Raw genomic sequence first — 16975 nt, 5'->3', positions numbered from 1 at the left:
AAGAAACACGTAGAGGACGGTTCTCTATGGCCGATCAGCCTGCACTGCGCTCCACGCCCGGCTTCTCGTTCAGCACGCTTCCGGCCGCTCAGGGTCTGTACGACCCGGCAGCCGAGAAGGATGCCTGCGGCCTGGCGATGGTCGCCACCTTGCGCGGCACCGCCGGGCACGACATCATCGACACCGCGCTCGGCGCGCTGCGCAACCTCGAGCACCGCGGGGCCATCGGCTCCGACGCGGGAACGGGTGACGGCGCCGGCATCCTGACTCAGATCCCGGATGCCTTCCTCCGCGCGGTCGCACCGGTCGAGCTTCCGTCGGTCGGTCGTTATGCCGTCGGAAACGCCTTCCTGCCGTTGGATGCGGGAGAGCGGCAGCGGGTGATGGACAGCATCCGCGACCTCGCCGAGCAGGAGGACCTGCACATCCTGGGGTGGCGTGAGGTGCCCGTGCGCCCCGCCGAACTCGGCCGCCTGGCGCGCGATGCGATGCCGGCCATCTGGCAGCTCTTCGTGCAGTCGACCCGCACCACCGAGTCGGGCGCCACGCTCTCCGACCTCGCGCTCGACCGCCAGGCCTTCCGCCTGCGCAAGCGCGCAGAGCTCGAGCACCAGGTCTACTTCATGTCGCTCTCGTGCCGCACCATCACCTACAAGGGCATGGTGACCACGCTGCAGCTCGAGCCGTTCTACCCCGACCTCTCCGACGAGCGGTTCGCCTCGAAGCTGGCACTCGTGCACTCCCGCTACTCCACCAACACCTTCCCGTCGTGGCCGCTCGCGCAGCCGTTGCGGATGATGGCGCACAACGGCGAGATCAACACGGTGCAGGGCAACCGCAACTGGATGCGCGCCCGTCAGTCGCAGCTCGAGTCGGAGCTGCTCGGCGACCTGTCGCCCCTGTACCCGATCGTCACGCCCGGGCTCAGCGACTCCGGCTCCTTCGACGAGGTCGTGGAGCTGCTGACCCTCGCCGGCCGCTCGCTGCCGCACGCCATCATGATGATGGTGCCGGAGGCATGGGAGAACCAAGCCGACTTCGAAGACGCCCGCCGGGCCTTCTACGAGTACCACTCGATGCTCATGGAGCCGTGGGACGGCCCCGCCGCCCTCATCTTCACCGACGGCACCCTCGCGGGCGCCACGCTCGACCGCAACGGGCTGCGCCCGGGCCGTTACCTGATCACCGACGACGGCCTGGTCGTGCTCGCGAGCGAGATCGGCGTCATCGACGTCGAGCCCTCCCGCGTGGTGCGCAAGGGGCGCCTGCGCCCCGGCAAGATGTTCCTCGTCGATACGGCGGCCGGTCGCCTGATCGAAGACGACGAGATCAAGGCAGAGCTCGCCGCCGCGGAGCCGTACGGTCAGTGGCTCGACGAAGGGCGCATCAATCTGCGCGACCTGCCGGAGCGCGAGCACATCGTGCACACGCCCGCATCCGTCACCCGGCGTCAGCGCACCTTCGGTTACACCGAGGAAGAAGTGCGCATCCTGCTCACCCCCATGGCGAAGAACGCCGCGGAGCCGCTCGGCGCCATGGGATCGGACACCCCCATCGCCGTGCTGAGCGACCGCCCACGGCTGCTCTTCGACTACTTCACGCAGCAGTTCGCCCAGGTCACGAACCCGCCGCTCGACTCCATCCGCGAAGAGGTGGTGACGAGCCTGCGTCTCGGGCTCGGCCCGGAGCGCAACCTGCTCGACGCCACGCCCGAGCACACCCGGCAGGTCATCCTCGACTTCCCGGTGATCGACAACGACGAGCTGGCGAAGATCCAGCACATCGACCCGTCGTCGGGCAGCCGCCTGACCACGACGATCAAGGGTCTCTACCGCGTCGACGAGGGCCCGAAGGCCATGCAGAACCGCATCGCCGCGATGTGCGCCGAGGCCGATGACGCGATCGAGCACGGCGCACAGTTCATCGTGCTCTCCGATCGCGACTCCACCCGCGAGTTCGCGCCGGTTCCGTCGCTCTTGATGCTGGCCGGCGTGCACCACCACCTCATCCGCAAGCAGACCCGCATGAAGGTGGGTCTGATCGTCGAGGCCGGAGACGTGCGCGAAGTGCACCACGTCGCGCTGCTGATCGGCTACGGCGCCTCCGCCGTGAACCCCTACCTCGCCATGGAGACCTGCGAGAACCTCGTGCGCTCCGGCGACATCTCGGGCGTCACGCCGGAGAAGGCCGTCAAGAACGTGATCAAGGCGCTCGGCAAGGGTGTGCTCAAGATCATGTCGAAGATGGGCATCTCCACCGTGTCGTCGTACGCGGGCGCCCAGACCTTCGAAGCGGTCGGCCTCGCGCCGGAGTTCGTGGAGGAGTACTTCACCGGCACCTCCTCGAAGCTCGGCGGCATCGGCATCGACGTCATCGCGGGGGAGAGCGCGGCGCGGCACGCGGCCGCCTACCCCGAAGACGGCGCCACCACCGTGCACGAGCCCCTCGCGACGGGCGGCGAGTACCAGTGGCGTCGCGAAGGACCGCCGCACCTCTTCAACCCCGACACCGTGTTCCGGCTGCAGCACGCCACCCGCGCGCGCCGCTACGACATCTTCCGCGAGTACACGAAGCTGGTCGACGACCAGGCCGAGAACCTGATGACGATGCGCGGTCTCTTCAAGCTGCGCACCGGCATCCGGCCCGCCGTTCCTCTCGACGAGGTCGAGTCGGTGGAGTCGATCGTGAAGCGGTTCTCCACCGGCGCCATGAGCTACGGATCGATCTCACGCGAAGCACACGAGACACTCGCCATCGCCATGAACCGGCTCGGTGCGAAGTCGAACACCGGCGAGGGCGGCGAGGATGTCGACCGCCTGCTCGACCCGGAGCGGCGCTCGGCGATCAAGCAGGTCGCCTCCGGCCGCTTCGGAGTCACCAGCATGTACCTCACGCATGCCACCGACATCCAGATCAAGATGGCGCAGGGTGCGAAGCCCGGCGAGGGCGGCCAGCTGCCGCCCACGAAGGTCTACCCCTGGGTCGCGCGCACCCGCCACGCGACCGCCGGCGTCGGCCTCATCTCCCCGCCGCCGCACCACGACATCTATTCGATCGAAGACCTCAAACAGCTCATCTTCGACCTCAAGCGCGCCAACCCGGAGGCTCGGGTGCACGTGAAGCTGGTGAGCCAGAACGGCATCGGGGCGGTCGCTGCGGGTGTCACGAAGGCGCTGGCCGACGTGGTGCTGGTCTCCGGCCACGACGGCGGAACCGGCGCGAGCCCGCTCAACTCGCTCAAGCACGCGGGAACGCCCTGGGAGATCGGCCTCGCCGAGACCCAGCAGACCCTGATGCTGAACGGGATGCGCGACCGCGTCGTGGTGCAGGTCGACGGCCAGATGAAGACCGGCCGCGATGTCGTGATCGGCGCGCTGCTGGGTGCCGAGGAATACGGATTCGCCACCGCGCCGCTCGTGGTGGAGGGCTGCATCCTGATGCGCGTCTGCCACCTCGACACCTGCCCGGTCGGCGTCGCCACCCAGAACCCGGAGCTCCGTGCCCGGTTCAGCGGCAAGCCCGAGTTCGTGGTGAACTTCTTCGAGTTCCTCGCCCAGGAGGTGCGGGAGTACCTCGCCGAGCTCGGGTTCCGTAGCCTCGAGGAGGCCATCGGCCACAACGAGCTGCTCGACGTGAACGCGGCGATCGAGCACTTCAAGACCGACGGACTCGACCTCAGCCCCGTGCTGGTCGGCCCCCACTTCGAGCCCGACGAGCCGCGCTCGAACCGCCGCCAGCAGGAGCACGAACTGGAGAAGCACTTCGACAAGCGCCTCATCCACGAGGCCGTCGCGGCGCTCGACCACGCCGAGCCGGTTGCCATCACGCTGCCGATCCGCAACACGGAGCGCGCGGTGGGCACGATGCTCGGTCACGAGGTCACGAAGCGGCACGGCGAGCAGGGTCTGCCCGACGGAACGATCCAGATCACGCTGCTCGGCTCGGCCGGCCAGTCGCTCGGAGCCTTCCTGCCCTCCGGCATCACGCTGCGACTCGAGGGGGACTCGAACGACTACGTCGGCAAGGGGTTGTCGGGCGGGCAGATCATCCTGCGCCCCGATCGCCAGTCGGTCTTCCCTGCCGAGCGCAACGTCATCGCCGGCAACGTCATCGGCTACGGCGCGACGCGTGGCAGCATGTTCCTCCGCGGCATCGTGGGGGAGCGGTTCCTGGTGCGCAACTCCGGGGCGACCGCGGTCGTCGAGGGCGTGGGCGACCACGCGCTGGAGTACATGACCGGCGGGCTCGCCCTCATCCTCGGTTCGACCGGCCGCAACCTCGGCGCCGGGATGTCGGGCGGAACCGCCTACATCTACGACCTGCACGAGGAGCGCGTGAACGCCGACTCGCTGGCTTCCGGCGAGTTGCAGCTGCTGCCGCTCGGCGGTGCCGACGTGGAGATCGTGCGCGATCTGCTGCAACGGCACGAGGCCGAGACCGGGTCGCCACTGGCGGCACGGATGCTCGCCGATTTCGACACGACCATCGCCTCCTTCGTGAAGGTGCTGCCCCGTGACTACGCCGCCGTTCTCGCCACCCGGCAGACGGCGGTCGAAGAAGGACTCGACCCCGACGGCGACGTCGTCTGGGGACGTATTTTGGAGGTGACAGGTGGCTGATCCCAAGGGCTTCCTGAAGACGCAGGAGCGCGAGCTCCCGGCCCGCCGGCCGGTTTCCGTGCGGCTCATGGACTGGAAAGAGGTCTACGAGCAGGGCGACGCGGCGACCACCCGGCGCCAAGCCGGCCGCTGCATGGACTGCGGCATCCCGTTCTGCCACCACGGCTGCCCGCTCGGCAACCTGATCCCGGAGTGGAACGACCTCACCCGGCGCGACGAGGGCCGCCAGGCCATCGAGCGGCTGCATGCCACGAACAACTTCCCGGAGTTCACGGGCCGGCTCTGCCCGGCGCCGTGCGAGGCGTCGTGCGTTCTCGGCATCAACCAGCCGCCGGTGACGATCAAGCAGGTCGAGGTGTCGATCATCGACCAGGCCTTCGCGAACGGATGGGTCACCCCGCATCCGCCCGAGCGCCTCACCGGGAAGACCATCGCGGTGGTCGGTTCCGGCCCCGCCGGCCTCGCCGCCGCCCAGCAGCTCACCCGGGCCGGCCACACGGTGGCCGTGTACGAGCGCGACGACCGCATCGGCGGCCTGCTGCGCTACGGCATCCCGGACTTCAAGATGGAGAAGAAGCACCTCGAGGGCCGGCTCACCCAGATGATGGCGGAGGGCACGCGCTTCCGCGCCGGCATCGAGATCGGCGTCGACATCTCCTGGGACGACCTGCGTGCCCGCTACGACGCGGTGATCGTCTGCACCGGCGCGACCGTGCCGCGCGACCTCCCGATCCCGGGCCGCGACCTCGACGGCGTGCACCACGCCATGGAGTACCTGGTTCAGCAGAACAAGGTGGGCGCCGGCGACGACATCCTCGGCCAGATCACGGCGGAGGGCAAGCACGTGGTCGTGCTGGGCGGTGGCGACACCGGAGCGGACTGCATCGGCACCGCGCACCGTCAGGGCGCGCTCTCGGTGACCAACCTCGCCATCGGCAAGCAGCCGCCGGCCGAGCGCCCCGAGAACCAGCCCTGGCCGATGTTCCCGACCCTGTTCGAGGTCTCGAGCGCCCACGAAGAGGGCGGTGAGCGCAGCTACCTCGCCTCGACGGTCGAGTTCCTTGCGAACGAGTCCGGCGAGGTGCGCGCGATCCGCGTCGCGGAGACCGAGTTCCTGGGCGGCCGTCGCGTGCCGAAGGCCGGCACCGAGCGCGAGATCCAGGCCGACCTGGTGCTTCTGGCCCTCGGATTCACCGGTGCCGAGTCCGACGACATCACCACCCAGCTCGGCACCCGTTTCGACCCGCGCGGAAACGTGGAGCGCGACGGCGACTACCAGAGCACCACGCCCGGCGTCTTCGTGGCCGGCGACGCCGGTCGCGGCCAGTCGCTCATCGTCTGGGCGATCGCGGAGGGCCGCGCCGCGGCATCCGCTGTCGACCGCTACCTCGAGGGAGAGACCGACCTGCCGTTCCCGGTGAAGCCCACCGACCGCGCAATCTCGATCTGATACTCTCGCCCCGCAGACTCCAACCCACCACCACCTCCACCACCCCATGCGCCCCGGCGCAGAACTCGGAGCAATACACACTGATGAGACGCGCGAAAATCGTCGCAACACTGGGTCCGGCAACGTCGACCTACGAGACCATCAGAGCGATCATCGATGCCGGCGTCGACGTCGCGCGGATGAACCTCAGCCACGGCAGCTACGACGTGCACGAGGAGGTCTACCGCAACGTCCGTCAGGCGGCCGACGACTCCGGTCGCGCCGTCGCGGTACTCGTCGACCTCCAGGGCCCGAAGATCCGTCTCGGAAAGTTCGAGAACGGCCCTTACGACCTCGCCGAGGGTGACATCTTCAAGATCACCATCGAAGACATCATCGGCAACAAGGAGATCTCCTCCACCACGTTCAAAGGCCTGCCCAACGACGTCAAGGCCGGCGACCCGTTGCTGATCGACGACGGCAAAGTCACGCTGCGCGTGCTCGAGACCGACGGAACGGTCGTCACCACGCGCGTCGAGGTGCCTGGTGCGGTCTCCAACAACAAGGGCATCAACCTGCCCGGTGTCGCGGTGAATGTTCCGGCCATGTCGGAGAAGGACATCGCCGACCTGCGCTGGGGACTCCGCCTCGGCGCCGACCTCATCGCGTTGTCGTTCGTGCGCGATGCCGCCGATGTCGACCTCGTGCAGGAGATCATGGCCGAGGAGGGCCGCAAGGTTCCGGTCATCGCCAAGATCGAGAAGCCGCAGGCGGTCGACAACCTCGAAGAGATCATCGACGCCTTCGACGGCATCATGGTCGCCCGCGGTGACCTCGGCGTCGAGCTGCCCCTTGAAGCCGTGCCGATCGTGCAGAAGCGGGCCATCGAGCTGTCCCGCCGCATGGCGAAGCCGGTCATCGTCGCCACCCAGGTGCTGGAGTCGATGATCTCGTCGCCGCGCCCGACCCGCGCCGAAGCATCCGACTGCGCCAACGCGGTGCTCGACGGTGCCGACGCGGTCATGCTCTCCGGCGAGACCAGCGTCGGCGAATACCCGGTCATCACCGTGCAGACCATGGCACGCATCATCGAGTCGACCGAAGACCACGGTCTGGAGCGCATCCCGGCGCTCGGCACCAAGCCGCGCACCCAGGGCGGCGCGGTCACCCTCGCCGCAGCCGAGGTGGGCGACTTCGTGGGCGCCAAGTTCCTCTGCGTGTTCACCGAGTCGGGCGATTCGGTGCGACGGATGACGCGCTTGCGCTCGACCATCCCGATCCTCGGCTTCACGCCGCTGCCCGGCATCCGCAACCGCATGGCGCTCAGCTGGGGCGTACAGTCCTATCTGGCGCCGCGCGTGACCCACACCGACGAGCTCATGGTTCAGGTCGACGACGTGCTGCTCGGCCTCGGCCGCGCGCAGATCGGCGACAAGGTCATCGTGATCTCCGGCTCCCCTCCCGGAGTATCGGGCACCACGAACGACATGCGCGTGCACATCATCGGTTCGGCGCACAACCCGCTGAAGCCGGACACCTTCGACAACTAGCGGGACTGCTTCACGGAGGTCAATCGTGCCTCACCATTCGGCCAGGATTCGATCAGCCTTTGATCGACTCCTGGCCGTTTTGCGTCAGGAGTGGTTTCTGCGCTGTTCGGCATCCAGCCCACACCGCCCATGCACACGGCCACGTCGACCCGCGCAGACGCGTCCGACGGCTCCGTGCAGTTCGAGTCGGTCGGCACGGATATGGGCTCCGTGCATCCGGTGGCGATTCTCGCCGCTCGCGTCGGCGACGCCCGCTCCGACGTGGCGCCCACCCCCATCCCCGAGGGGTGAGACTGCTCGTGCTGCGTACCGGTGGTGGGACTCGAACCCACACGCCCTCACGGACAACGCATTTTGAGTGCGTCGCGTCTGCCATTCCGCCACACCGGCTTGCTACGAGCGAGGTCCAGAATACCGTAGGGTTGAACCGTGACTGACCAAGAACCAACGACAGCAGTGCCCCGCCGTGTAGTGGTGGCTGAAGACGAATCCCTGATCCGCCTCGACATCGTCGAGATCCTGCGTGACAACGGGTTCGATGTCGTCGGCGAGGCCGGAGACGGCGAGACGGCTGTCGCCCTCGCCACGGAGCTCCGCCCCGACCTGGTCATCATGGATGTCAAGATGCCCCAACTCGACGGAATCTCGGCGGCCGAGCGGCTGTCGAAAGACCACATCGCCCCCGTCGTGCTGCTCACCGCGTTCAGCCAGAAGGAGCTCGTGGAGCGGGCCACCGAGGCCGGCGCACTGGCCTACGTCGTGAAGCCGTTCACCCCGAACGACCTGCTGCCCGCGATCGAGATCGCTCTCTCGCGCTACGCCCAGATCATCACGCTCGAGTCCGAGGTCGCCGACCTCGTCGAGCGCTTCGAGACCCGCAAGCTCGTCGACCGGGCCAAGGGCCTGCTGAACGAGAAGATGGGTCTCACCGAGCCCGAGGCGTTCCGCTGGATCCAGAAGGCGTCGATGGACCGCCGACTCACCATGCACGACGTCGCGCAGGCGATCATCGAGCAGCTCAGCCCGAAGAAGTAGCGCTCTCTACTTCGTCTCGAAGACCTGGCCTTCGGGCCGGTCCTTGATGAAGTTCGTCATTCGCACCGTCGAGAGACGGCGGCCCTGTTCGTCGCTGATGGCGATCTCGTGGGTCACGAGCGTGCGGCCGAGGGTGATCGCCGTGCAGACCCCGGTGACCCAGCCTTCGGTGGCCGAGCGGGAGTGGCTGGCGTTGATCTCGATGCCGACGGCGATCTTGGTGGGCCCGGCGAACAGATTCGCCGCCGTCGAACCGAGGCTCTCGGCCAGCACGACGTAAGCGCCGCCGTGCACGAGACCGAGCGGCTGCGTATTGCCCTCTACGGGCATCCGGGCCACTGACCGCTCGGGCGAGAGCTCGAGGAACTGGATGCCCATCCGTTCGGCAAGAGCCCCGATACCCCGGTAGCCGAAGACCTCCATCACGTCCATCGCAAGAGGTTCTTGCGGGTGCTGGGAGGCGGATTCGGGCATCGTCATCGTCGGGGATCCTGAACTCTCTGGCGTGTCGGAGGGGCTGTGTAGGCTGGCCGTGTGCCGGACAAAGAACAGCCTACCCTTCTCATCATCGACGGACATTCGCTCGCATTCCGGGCGTTCTACGCCCTTCCGGTCGACAGTTTCTCCACTCGCGACGGGCAACACACGAACGCCATCCACGGGTTCATCGCGATGATGATCAATCTGCTCAAGGCCGAGAATCCCACGCACCTCGCGGTGGCGTTCGACGTGTCGCGTTCGTCGTTCCGAACCCGCGAGTACCCCGACTACAAAGGCACCCGGGGCGAGACACCGCCGGAGTTCGTCGGGCAGGTACCGCTGTTGCAGGAGGCGCTGCACGCCCTCGGCATCACCACGATCGAGAAGCCCGACTACGAGGCCGACGACATCCTCGCCACCCTCGCTCTGCAGGGCACCGAGCAGGGCTACCGTGTGCTCGTCGTCTCCGGCGACCGGGATGCGATCCAGCTCGTGAACGACAAAGTCACGCTGCTCTACCCCTCACGCCAGGGCGTGTCCGACCTCACCCGCTACGACGTGGCGAAGGTGCAGGACCGCTACGGCATCCTCCCCGAGCAGTATCCCGAGATCGCGGCGCTGGTGGGCGAGACGAGCGACAATCTGCCCGGCATCCCGAAGGTCGGCGAGAAGACCGCGGTGAAATGGCTGAATCAGTTCGGGTCGCTGGATGCGATCCTCGAGCACCGCGACGAGATCCCCGGCGTGGTGGGCAACAACCTGCGCGAATTCGCCGAGAACGCGATCCGCAATCGCCGGCTCAACCGGCTGCTGACCGACGTCGAGCTCCCGGTCGGGCCCGCCGACCTCGCGCGCCAGCCGGTCGACGAGCAGCAGATGCGCGACGTCTTCGCGCGGCTGGAGTTCCGCACCTTGCTCGACCGCATCCTGAAGCTCGAGGGCATCGGGGGAGACTCCGAGGTGGGGCAGGCTGCCGCGGCGGCAGCAGCCGCGAAGGCCGAGAAGGCACCGGTGCCGGTGACTCTCCTCGACGAAGAGCTCGCGGCTTGGTTGGGTCGGCATTCCGGTGCCGCGTCGGTCTCGGCAACCGCATCGGGTCCAGCCCCAGACACCGCCTCTTCGCCCGCCGATCCGGCCGACCTCTCGGGCGCCGTTTCGGTGCAGGTCGAGACGCTCGACGGTTTCCCCATCGCGATCGGTCTCGCCACCCCACACGAGACGGTGTACCTGCCGTGGGTTCGAGACAGTGCTGACTTCGCGTCGTTCGAAGCGTGGCTCGCCGGGCCGAGCCCGAAGATCCTGTTCGATGCGAAGAAGCAGATCAAGTCGCTCCGCTCGGCCGGTCTGGCCTTCGATGGTCTGCTCTTCGACCCGGTGATCGCGGCGTGGTTGCTGAAGCCGGATTCGAGCGCCGACCGCTCGCTCGCCCAGCTCGTCGACCGGCACCTGCTCGAGACGCTGCCGACTCCCGATCCGAATCAGCTCGTGCCCGACTCCGACACGGTGGTCGGCCCCGCCGAGGAGGCCTGGTATGCCTGGCGGGTGGCGCAAGCGCTCTCCGCCATGCTCGACGACCGCACGCGCCGCGTGCTCACCGACATCGAGATGCCGACCCTTCTCGTGCTGGCTCAGGTCGAGCTCACGGGCGTGACCGTGAGCCACGACGAATTGGCGGCCCTCTCCGCCGAGCTCGGGGAGTCTGCCGGGCAGATCGCCTCCGACGCATTCGGCATCATCGGGCGCGAGATCAACCTCGGGTCGCCGAAACAGATCCAGGAGGTGCTCTTCGATCAACTCGACATGCCGAAGACGCGCGCCACGAAGACGGGCTATTCGACGGATGCCGGTGCTCTCGCCGATCTGCAGGCCACGAACCCGCATCCCTTCCTCGGGCTGCTGCTGGCGCACCGCGACGCCACCAAGCTGCGGCAGATCATCGAGTCGGTCGACAAGGCGATCGCGCCCGACAAGAGGGTGCACACCACGTACGTGCAGACCGGCTCGTCGACCGGGCGCATCTCCTCCACCGACCCGAACCTGCAGAACATCCCGGTTCGCACCGAGGAAGGCCGACGCATCCGTGCCGCCTTCCAGGTGGGTGAGGGCTACGAAACGCTGCTCACAGCCGATTACTCGCAGATCGAGATGCGCATCATGGCGCACCTCTCGGGCGATGCCGGGCTGATCGACGCCTTCCAGTCCGGTGAAGACCTGCACCGCTTCGTGGGAGCGCGCATCTTCGGGGTCGACCCGGCCGACGTGACATCGAACATGCGCACCAAGGTGAAGGCGATGTCGTACGGCCTCGCCTACGGGCTCTCGGCCTTCGGGCTGTCGAAGCAGCTGCGCATCGAGACCGCCGAGGCGAAGCAGCTGATGACCGACTACTTCGAGCGGTTCGGGGCCGTGCGCGAATATCTGCGAAACGTGGTGGTGCAGGCCAAGGTCGACGGTTTCACCGAGACGATCTTCGGCCGGCGTCGCCCCTTCGCGAACCTCAACAGCGCCAATCGCGTGCTCCGCGAGAACGACGAGCGGGCGGCGCTCAACGCGCCGATCCAAGGCACGGCGGCCGACATCATCAAGATCGCGATGATCGGTATCTCGGCCGATCTCTCCTCTCAGCAACTGTCGTCGAAGATGCTTCTGCAGGTGCACGATGAGCTCGTGTTCGATGTGGCGCCGGGGGAGTGGGATGCGCTGGCAGACATCGTGACCGCGCGCATGTCGTCGGCAGCGTCGCTCTCTGTGCCGCTCGAGGTGCAGGTGGGCCGCGGGCAGAACTGGAACGTCGCGGCGCACTAGACAGAAGCGGTGGTGGTGACCCTGCGCGCCCTCACCGTCGATGCACGGTGTAATGGAGATGGGTCGTGCTCGGCGACGGCTCTGCGCGCACCAGATCAAGAGCCACTTCGCCCGCGTGCACGCCGTCGAACAGGCGGATTCCCGACCCGAACAGCACGGGCGAGAGCGCGACATGGAACTCGTCGATCAAGGCCGCATTGAGATACTGCACGATCGTCTCTCCACCGCCCGCGATGCGGACGTCGTTCTCGCCGGCGGCCTCGCGGGCCTGATCGAGCGCTGACTCGATACCGTCGTTCACGAAGAAGAAGGTGGTTCCGCCCTGTCGTTCCCAGGGTTCCCGCTCCTCGTGGGTCACGACGAACACCGGCGTGTGGAACGGCGGATCCTCTGGCCACGCACCTTCGCCGGCGTCGAACATGCGCTTGCCCATCACGCTCGCTCCGGTGCGCTCGAACGTCTCGCGCACGATGTCGTTGTCGCGACCCTCCTCACCGCCCTCGCCGAGTTTCAGGTTCTCTCGGAAGAATCTCTGTCGAAAGACCCACCGCTGCAGCTCCATCCACTGCTGTCCCATCAATTCGTCGGGAGACTCTGGCGCGATGAACCCGTCGAGCGACATCGACACGCTGAAGAACACCTTCGCAGCCATCAGCCCGCCGCTCCGTCCCGAACGACCTCGGCGACGTAGGCGGCCAGGTTGCCCAGGGTCTGCTGACCGCCCTCGATCGCGCCGTGCTTCTCGATCGCCTCGTCACGCAGCTCTTTGGTGGCAAACACCGTGAGCATCTCGATCCGGGTCGTCTTTCCCTCCGGTGTGAACGTGAGCACCGACTCGAACGCATTCGGGTCGCCGCGGTACTCGCCATGGAGCATCTCGATCCGCTCCGGCGGAACGATCTCGATCCAGGAGATCCACTCGCTGTAGTCGGTGCCGTCGGGCCCGTGCATCACGAAGACCCATTCGCCTCCGACCCTGAACTCGAAGGATCGAGTGGTGGTGGTGAACCCCTCCGGCCCCCACCACTTCGACAGGTGCCGTACCTCGGTGAACGCCTCGAACACCAGCTCCCGTGGGGCGTCGATCAGTCGGGAGATCGCGATCTCGCGGTCGGCCGTCGCCGACCGCACCTCTGAATCGCGTCCAGTCGTATTCATCCGTTACTCCTCGTGCCTTTCTTGTTTGAGCTCCTGCACATAGGCGTCCAGGCGGTCGAAACTCTCGTTCCAGAATCGCTCGAACCCGCCGGTCCACTCGTGAACCGCTTTCAGTCCCCGCGCGTCCAGGTCGTACAGGCGCTGCTTTCCCGCCCGGCGGTCCCGCACCAGTCCGACCTCTCGGAGCACCCGCAGATGCTTCGACGCACCCGGCTGGGACATCCCCAACTCCTGGGACAGCTCGGTCACCGGTCGCTCACCGGTGCGCAGCAGCGCCAGAATCTGCCGACGCTGGGGCTCTGCGATCGCGTTGAAGACGTCCGACGTGGTCGCTGCTCGTGCCATGACAGCAACATATACCCATATCGGCAAGTGTTCAATCTTTGGACCGGGCTAGCGGAAGTCGCGTGAGGTGGTCTTCGCGCTGAGCAGCAACGGCTCGAAGCGATCCGCCACGATGTTGGTGACGCCCTCTTTCGATCTCTCGAGGATGCCGCGCACAATCAACGCAGGGGAGTCGCGGGCCACCCGGCGATGCCGCATCCAGACCCCGACGCTGCAGATGATGTTGAGGATGCCCGTCTCGTCTTCGAGGTTCATGAAGGTGATGCCGCTTGCCGTCGCGGGTCGCTGGCGGTGCGTCACCACCCCGGCGACCTCGATCCGGCGGCCGTTCTCAGCGGCGGCCAGCTCGGCCACCGAGAGCACGCCGCGGTGCCGCAGGTCGTCGCGGGCATGGGCGAGCGGATGGTCGTCGGGGGAGATGCCGGTGGCCCAGAGGTCGTAGACAACCTGCTCCTCGGCGCTCAGCATGGGAAGCAGTGGCGGCTGCACCGAGACGAAGGTGCCGGGGAGATATTCCGCTCGTTCCTGGGATGCGTTGCCTGCCTCCCACAGCGCTTCGCGCTTGGTCAAGCCAAGAGATTCGAAAGCACCGGCGGTAGCGAGGGCTTCCAGCTGAGCAGTGGTGAGACCCACGCGGCGGGCGAGGTCGGGCATGCCGAGGTAGGGGCCGTTCTGCTCGCGTTCGGCCACGATCCGCTCGGCCAGCTTCTCGCCGATCGACGTGACCTCGGCCAGTCCGAGTCGCACCGCGAGCTCCCCGTCGCGACGGTGTTCGAGCGTGCGATCGGGGGCTTCGCGGTTGAAGACCTTCGGCACCGGGGCAGCTGGATGCACGCATTCGGCGAGCCCGGTCTCGACGGTCTGCCCGGTCTCGGCCAGCAGCAACGGTTCGAGGCCGGCCTGCACCCCGGAACGCTGGATGTCGGGGCGCCGCACCTCGACACCGTGCCGCCGCGCATCCGCCGTCAACGTCTGCGGTGAGTAGAAGCCCATCGGCTGCGCCCGCAGCAGCGCCGCCAGGAACGCGGCGGGGTAGTGCAACTTGAACCACGAGCTCGCGTACACCAGCAGAGCGAAGCTCGTGGAGTGGCTCTCGGCGAAGCCGAAGTTCGCGAAAGCCTCGATGCGCTGATAGATGTCGTCGGCGAGTTCACCCGTGATGCCGTTGCCGGCCATCCCCTGGTAGAGCTTCGCTCGGAGCCGTGAGATCTTCTCCTGCCCGCGCTTGGAACCCATCGCCCGGCGCAGCAGATCGGCGTCGTCGGCATCGCACCCGCCGACCGCCATCGCCATCTGCATCAGCTGTTCCTGGAAGAGCGGCACCCCGAGGGTGCGCTCGAGCACGGGCTTGAGTTTCGGGTGCAGGTAGGTGACGGGTTCGAAGCCGAGCTTGCGGCGGATGTACGGGTGCACCGCCCCGCCCTGGATCGGCCCCGGTCGGATCAACGCGATCTCCACCACGAGGTCGTAGAACGCGCGCGGCTGCAGTCGGGGGAGCGTGCCCATCTGCGCCCGGCTCTCCACCTGGAAGACGCCGATCGAATCGGCTCGGCAGAGCATGTCGTAGACGCCCTCCTCCTCTTTGGGGATGCTGTCGAGATCCCACTCGCGGCCCGTCGACTCCTTCACGAGATCGAAGGTGTGCTGCAGCGCCGACAGCATCCCGAGACCCAGCAGGTCGAACTTGACGAGCCCCATCCAGGCGCAGTCGTCTTTGTCCCACTGCAGCACGGTGCGATCTTCCATGCGCGCGTTCTCGATCGGACACACCTCACCGACGGGGCGGTCGGTGAGCACCATGCCACCGGAGTGGATGCCGAGGTGCCGGGGGAAGCCGAGCACCTCGGTGGCCAACTCGATCACCTCCGCCGGGATGTCGTGATCGCCGCTCTCGACCATGGGGCCCCAGCGTTCGACCTGCTTCGACCAGGCGTCTTGCTGACCCGGGCTGTGACCGAGCGCCTTTGCCATGTCGCGCACGGCGAACTTCGGTCGGTACTGGATGACGTTGGCCACCTGCGCCGCGTTGCGTCGCCCGTACTTCGCGTAGACGTACTGGATCACCTCTTCGCGCCGGTCGGAATCGAAGTCGACGTCGATGTCGGGCTCTTCCTCGCGCATCGCCGAGAGGAAGCGCTCGAACGGCAGCAGACGGGCGATGGGGTCGACGGCGGTGATCTTCAGCACGTAGCAGACGGCTGAGTTCGCCGCCGAGCCACGCCCCTGGCAGAGGATGCCGAGCCGCCTGGCCTCGCGCACGATGTCGTAGACGATGAGGAAGTAGCCCGGAAAATCCTTGGTCTCGATCACCGCGAGTTCTTTCTCGAGCCGCGCCCAGATCTCGGGTCCGGCACCCGGGTAGCGGTCGGCGACGCCCTCGGCGACCAGCGCCCGGAGGTAAGACATCGGGGTGTGCCCCTCCGGCACCTCCTGTCGCGGCAGCTTCGGCTTGGCACGGCGCAGCTCGAAGGAGAGCTCGTCGGCGACCTCGACCGTGTGCTCGACCGCTCCCGGGTAGCGACCGAAACGCTGCGCCATTTCGGCGCCCGAGCGCAGGTGTGCCGCGGGTGCGGCGGGCAGCCAGCCGTCGAGTTCGTCGAGGCTGCGCCGGGCGCGCACCGCGGCCAGGGCTTCCGCGAGTCGGTGCCGGTCGGGAGTGGCGTAGTGCACGTTGCCGGTGGCGACGGAGGCGAGCCGCCGCTTCTGCGCCAGGGCGAACAGGGTGTCGTTGATGCTGCTGTCGAGGGGATCGCCCCGATCGCTCAGCTCGACCAGCACGTTCTCGCGACCGAAGAGCGCCTCGAGCCGGTCGAGTTCGCGCTCGGCGCCCTCGATGCCCTCTCTCGCGAGAGCCTGCCGCACCTGGCCTTTGCGGCAGCCGGAGAGCACCATCCAGTCGCCCCCGCTGTCGTGGGCGAGCTGCTCGAGCGAATAGAGCGGTTTGCCTTTCTCGGCCCCGGGGGCCAGCTGTGCCGTGGTGATGGCGCCGGCGAGTCGGTGGTAGCCGGCTTGCTGGCGGGCGAGAACGAGCAGGTGCGAGCCCTCGGGGTCGGCCATCCCGTTCTGCGGTGCGCTCAGCTCGAGCGAGAGCTCGGCGCCGAACATGGTTCTGACCTGGTGCATCTCGGCTGCTTCGGCGAAGCGGGCGAGACCGTAGAAGCCGTCGTGGTCGGTGAGAGCGAGCGCGTGCAACCGCATCCGTGCCGCCTCCTGCACCAGTTCTTCGGGCGAGGAAGCGCCGTCGAGAAAGCTGAAGTTGGAATGCGCGTGCAACTCGGCATAGGGCACGACGGCCTCGCCGCCACCGCTGTCGCCGACGGCGGCGACTCCGTCGTGCACCGCCTCTTCCAGGGGCGGTGGCACATAAGCGGGCCGCTTACGAGAATGTGTCTCCTCGTCTTCCATCGGGCTCCGGGGCCGCGTTCGCCCCGACATCTTCCGCTCCAGCTCCGACCACGTGATGGGCGGATTCTGCCACCCCATCAGCCACCCGCGATCCGCTGAAAAGCGGCGGCGTGTACGTCGCTTTTCAGCCCTGAGGGCGGCCAGGGGTG

Annotated in this window: 11 protein-coding genes and 1 tRNA gene; 6 read left to right on the top strand and 6 right to left on the bottom strand. The window is 67.5% G+C overall.

Features of this window, described 5'->3' with window-relative positions; translation table 11 throughout:
• Nucleotides 1-26 precede the first annotated feature (26 nt).
• The 4 genes from gltB to N1027_RS15155 all read left to right on the top strand — a co-directional run bounded on the left by gltB (nt 27) and on the right by N1027_RS15155 (nt 7889).
• Nucleotides 27-4619, top strand: coding sequence for a glutamate synthase large subunit (gltB, locus tag N1027_RS15170; protein WP_259508967.1), 4593 nt, complete (start codon nt 27-29; stop codon nt 4617-4619).
• Entirely contained in the window at nt 4612-6069 is a 1458-nt protein-coding gene (locus tag N1027_RS15165; protein ID WP_259508966.1) for a glutamate synthase subunit beta, read from the top strand. The genes gltB and N1027_RS15165 overlap by 8 nt, the downstream gene beginning before the upstream one ends.
• Nucleotides 6070-6152: 83 nt before the next feature.
• Nucleotides 6153-7598: a pyruvate kinase gene (gene pyk, locus N1027_RS15160; protein WP_259508964.1), complete on the top strand. Its 1446-nt coding sequence runs from the start codon at nt 6153-6155 to the stop codon at nt 7596-7598.
• Nucleotides 7599-7688: 90 nt separating this feature from the next.
• Entirely contained in the window at nt 7689-7889 is a 201-nt protein-coding gene (locus N1027_RS15155; protein WP_259508963.1) for a hypothetical protein, read from the top strand.
• Nucleotides 7890-7905: 16 nt separating this feature from the next.
• Here the strand turns inward: N1027_RS15155 and N1027_RS15150 are convergent.
• A tRNA-Leu gene (locus tag N1027_RS15150) sits at nt 7906-7988 on the bottom strand.
• A 39-nt stretch (nt 7989-8027) separates the two neighbouring features.
• On the opposite strand from N1027_RS15150, the gene N1027_RS15145 reads away from it, so the two are divergent.
• Nucleotides 8028-8633, top strand: coding sequence for an ANTAR domain-containing response regulator (locus tag N1027_RS15145; RefSeq protein WP_092552903.1), 606 nt, complete (start codon nt 8028-8030; stop codon nt 8631-8633).
• Between the two features lie 6 nt (nt 8634-8639).
• Here the strand turns inward: N1027_RS15145 and N1027_RS15140 are convergent, their stop codons facing one another.
• On the bottom strand, nt 8640-9065 hold the full coding sequence (locus N1027_RS15140; protein ID WP_259510424.1) for a PaaI family thioesterase: 426 nt from the start codon (nt 9063-9065) through the stop codon (nt 8640-8642).
• Nucleotides 9066-9167: 102 nt separating this feature from the next.
• Between N1027_RS15140 and polA the strand changes: the two genes are divergently transcribed.
• Nucleotides 9168-11918, top strand: a complete 2751-nt coding sequence (polA, locus tag N1027_RS15135; protein WP_259508962.1) for a DNA polymerase I — start codon at nt 9168-9170, stop codon at nt 11916-11918.
• 31 nt (nt 11919-11949) lie between these two features.
• Here the strand turns inward: polA and N1027_RS15130 are convergent, their stop codons facing one another.
• Genes N1027_RS15130 through N1027_RS15115 form a run of 4 tightly spaced genes read right to left on the bottom strand, consistent with a single transcriptional unit; the run spans nt 11950 to nt 16904 of the window.
• Nucleotides 11950-12570, bottom strand: coding sequence for a dihydrofolate reductase family protein (locus N1027_RS15130; RefSeq protein WP_259508960.1), 621 nt, complete (start codon nt 12568-12570; stop codon nt 11950-11952).
• Nucleotides 12570-13076 carry an SRPBCC family protein gene (locus N1027_RS15125; protein WP_259508959.1) on the bottom strand — a complete coding sequence of 169 codons (507 nt, stop codon included), beginning with the start codon at nt 13074-13076 and terminating at the stop codon, nt 12570-12572. The genes N1027_RS15130 and N1027_RS15125 overlap by 1 nt, the downstream gene beginning before the upstream one ends.
• A gap of 3 nt (nt 13077-13079) precedes the next feature.
• Nucleotides 13080-13421, bottom strand: coding sequence for an ArsR/SmtB family transcription factor (locus tag N1027_RS15120; RefSeq protein ID WP_259508958.1), 342 nt, complete (start codon nt 13419-13421; stop codon nt 13080-13082).
• A 48-nt stretch (nt 13422-13469) separates the two neighbouring features.
• Nucleotides 13470-16904, bottom strand: a complete 3435-nt coding sequence (locus N1027_RS15115) for an error-prone DNA polymerase (RefSeq protein ID WP_259508957.1) — start codon at nt 16902-16904, stop codon at nt 13470-13472.
• Nucleotides 16905-16975 lie beyond the last annotated feature (71 nt).

The organism is Herbiconiux aconitum (genome assembly GCF_024979235.1).
GTDB lineage: Bacteria > Actinomycetota > Actinomycetes > Actinomycetales > Microbacteriaceae > Herbiconiux > Herbiconiux aconitum.
The sequence above is the reverse complement of the archived record's forward strand: the minus strand, read 5'-3'. Positions and strand labels throughout refer to the sequence as shown.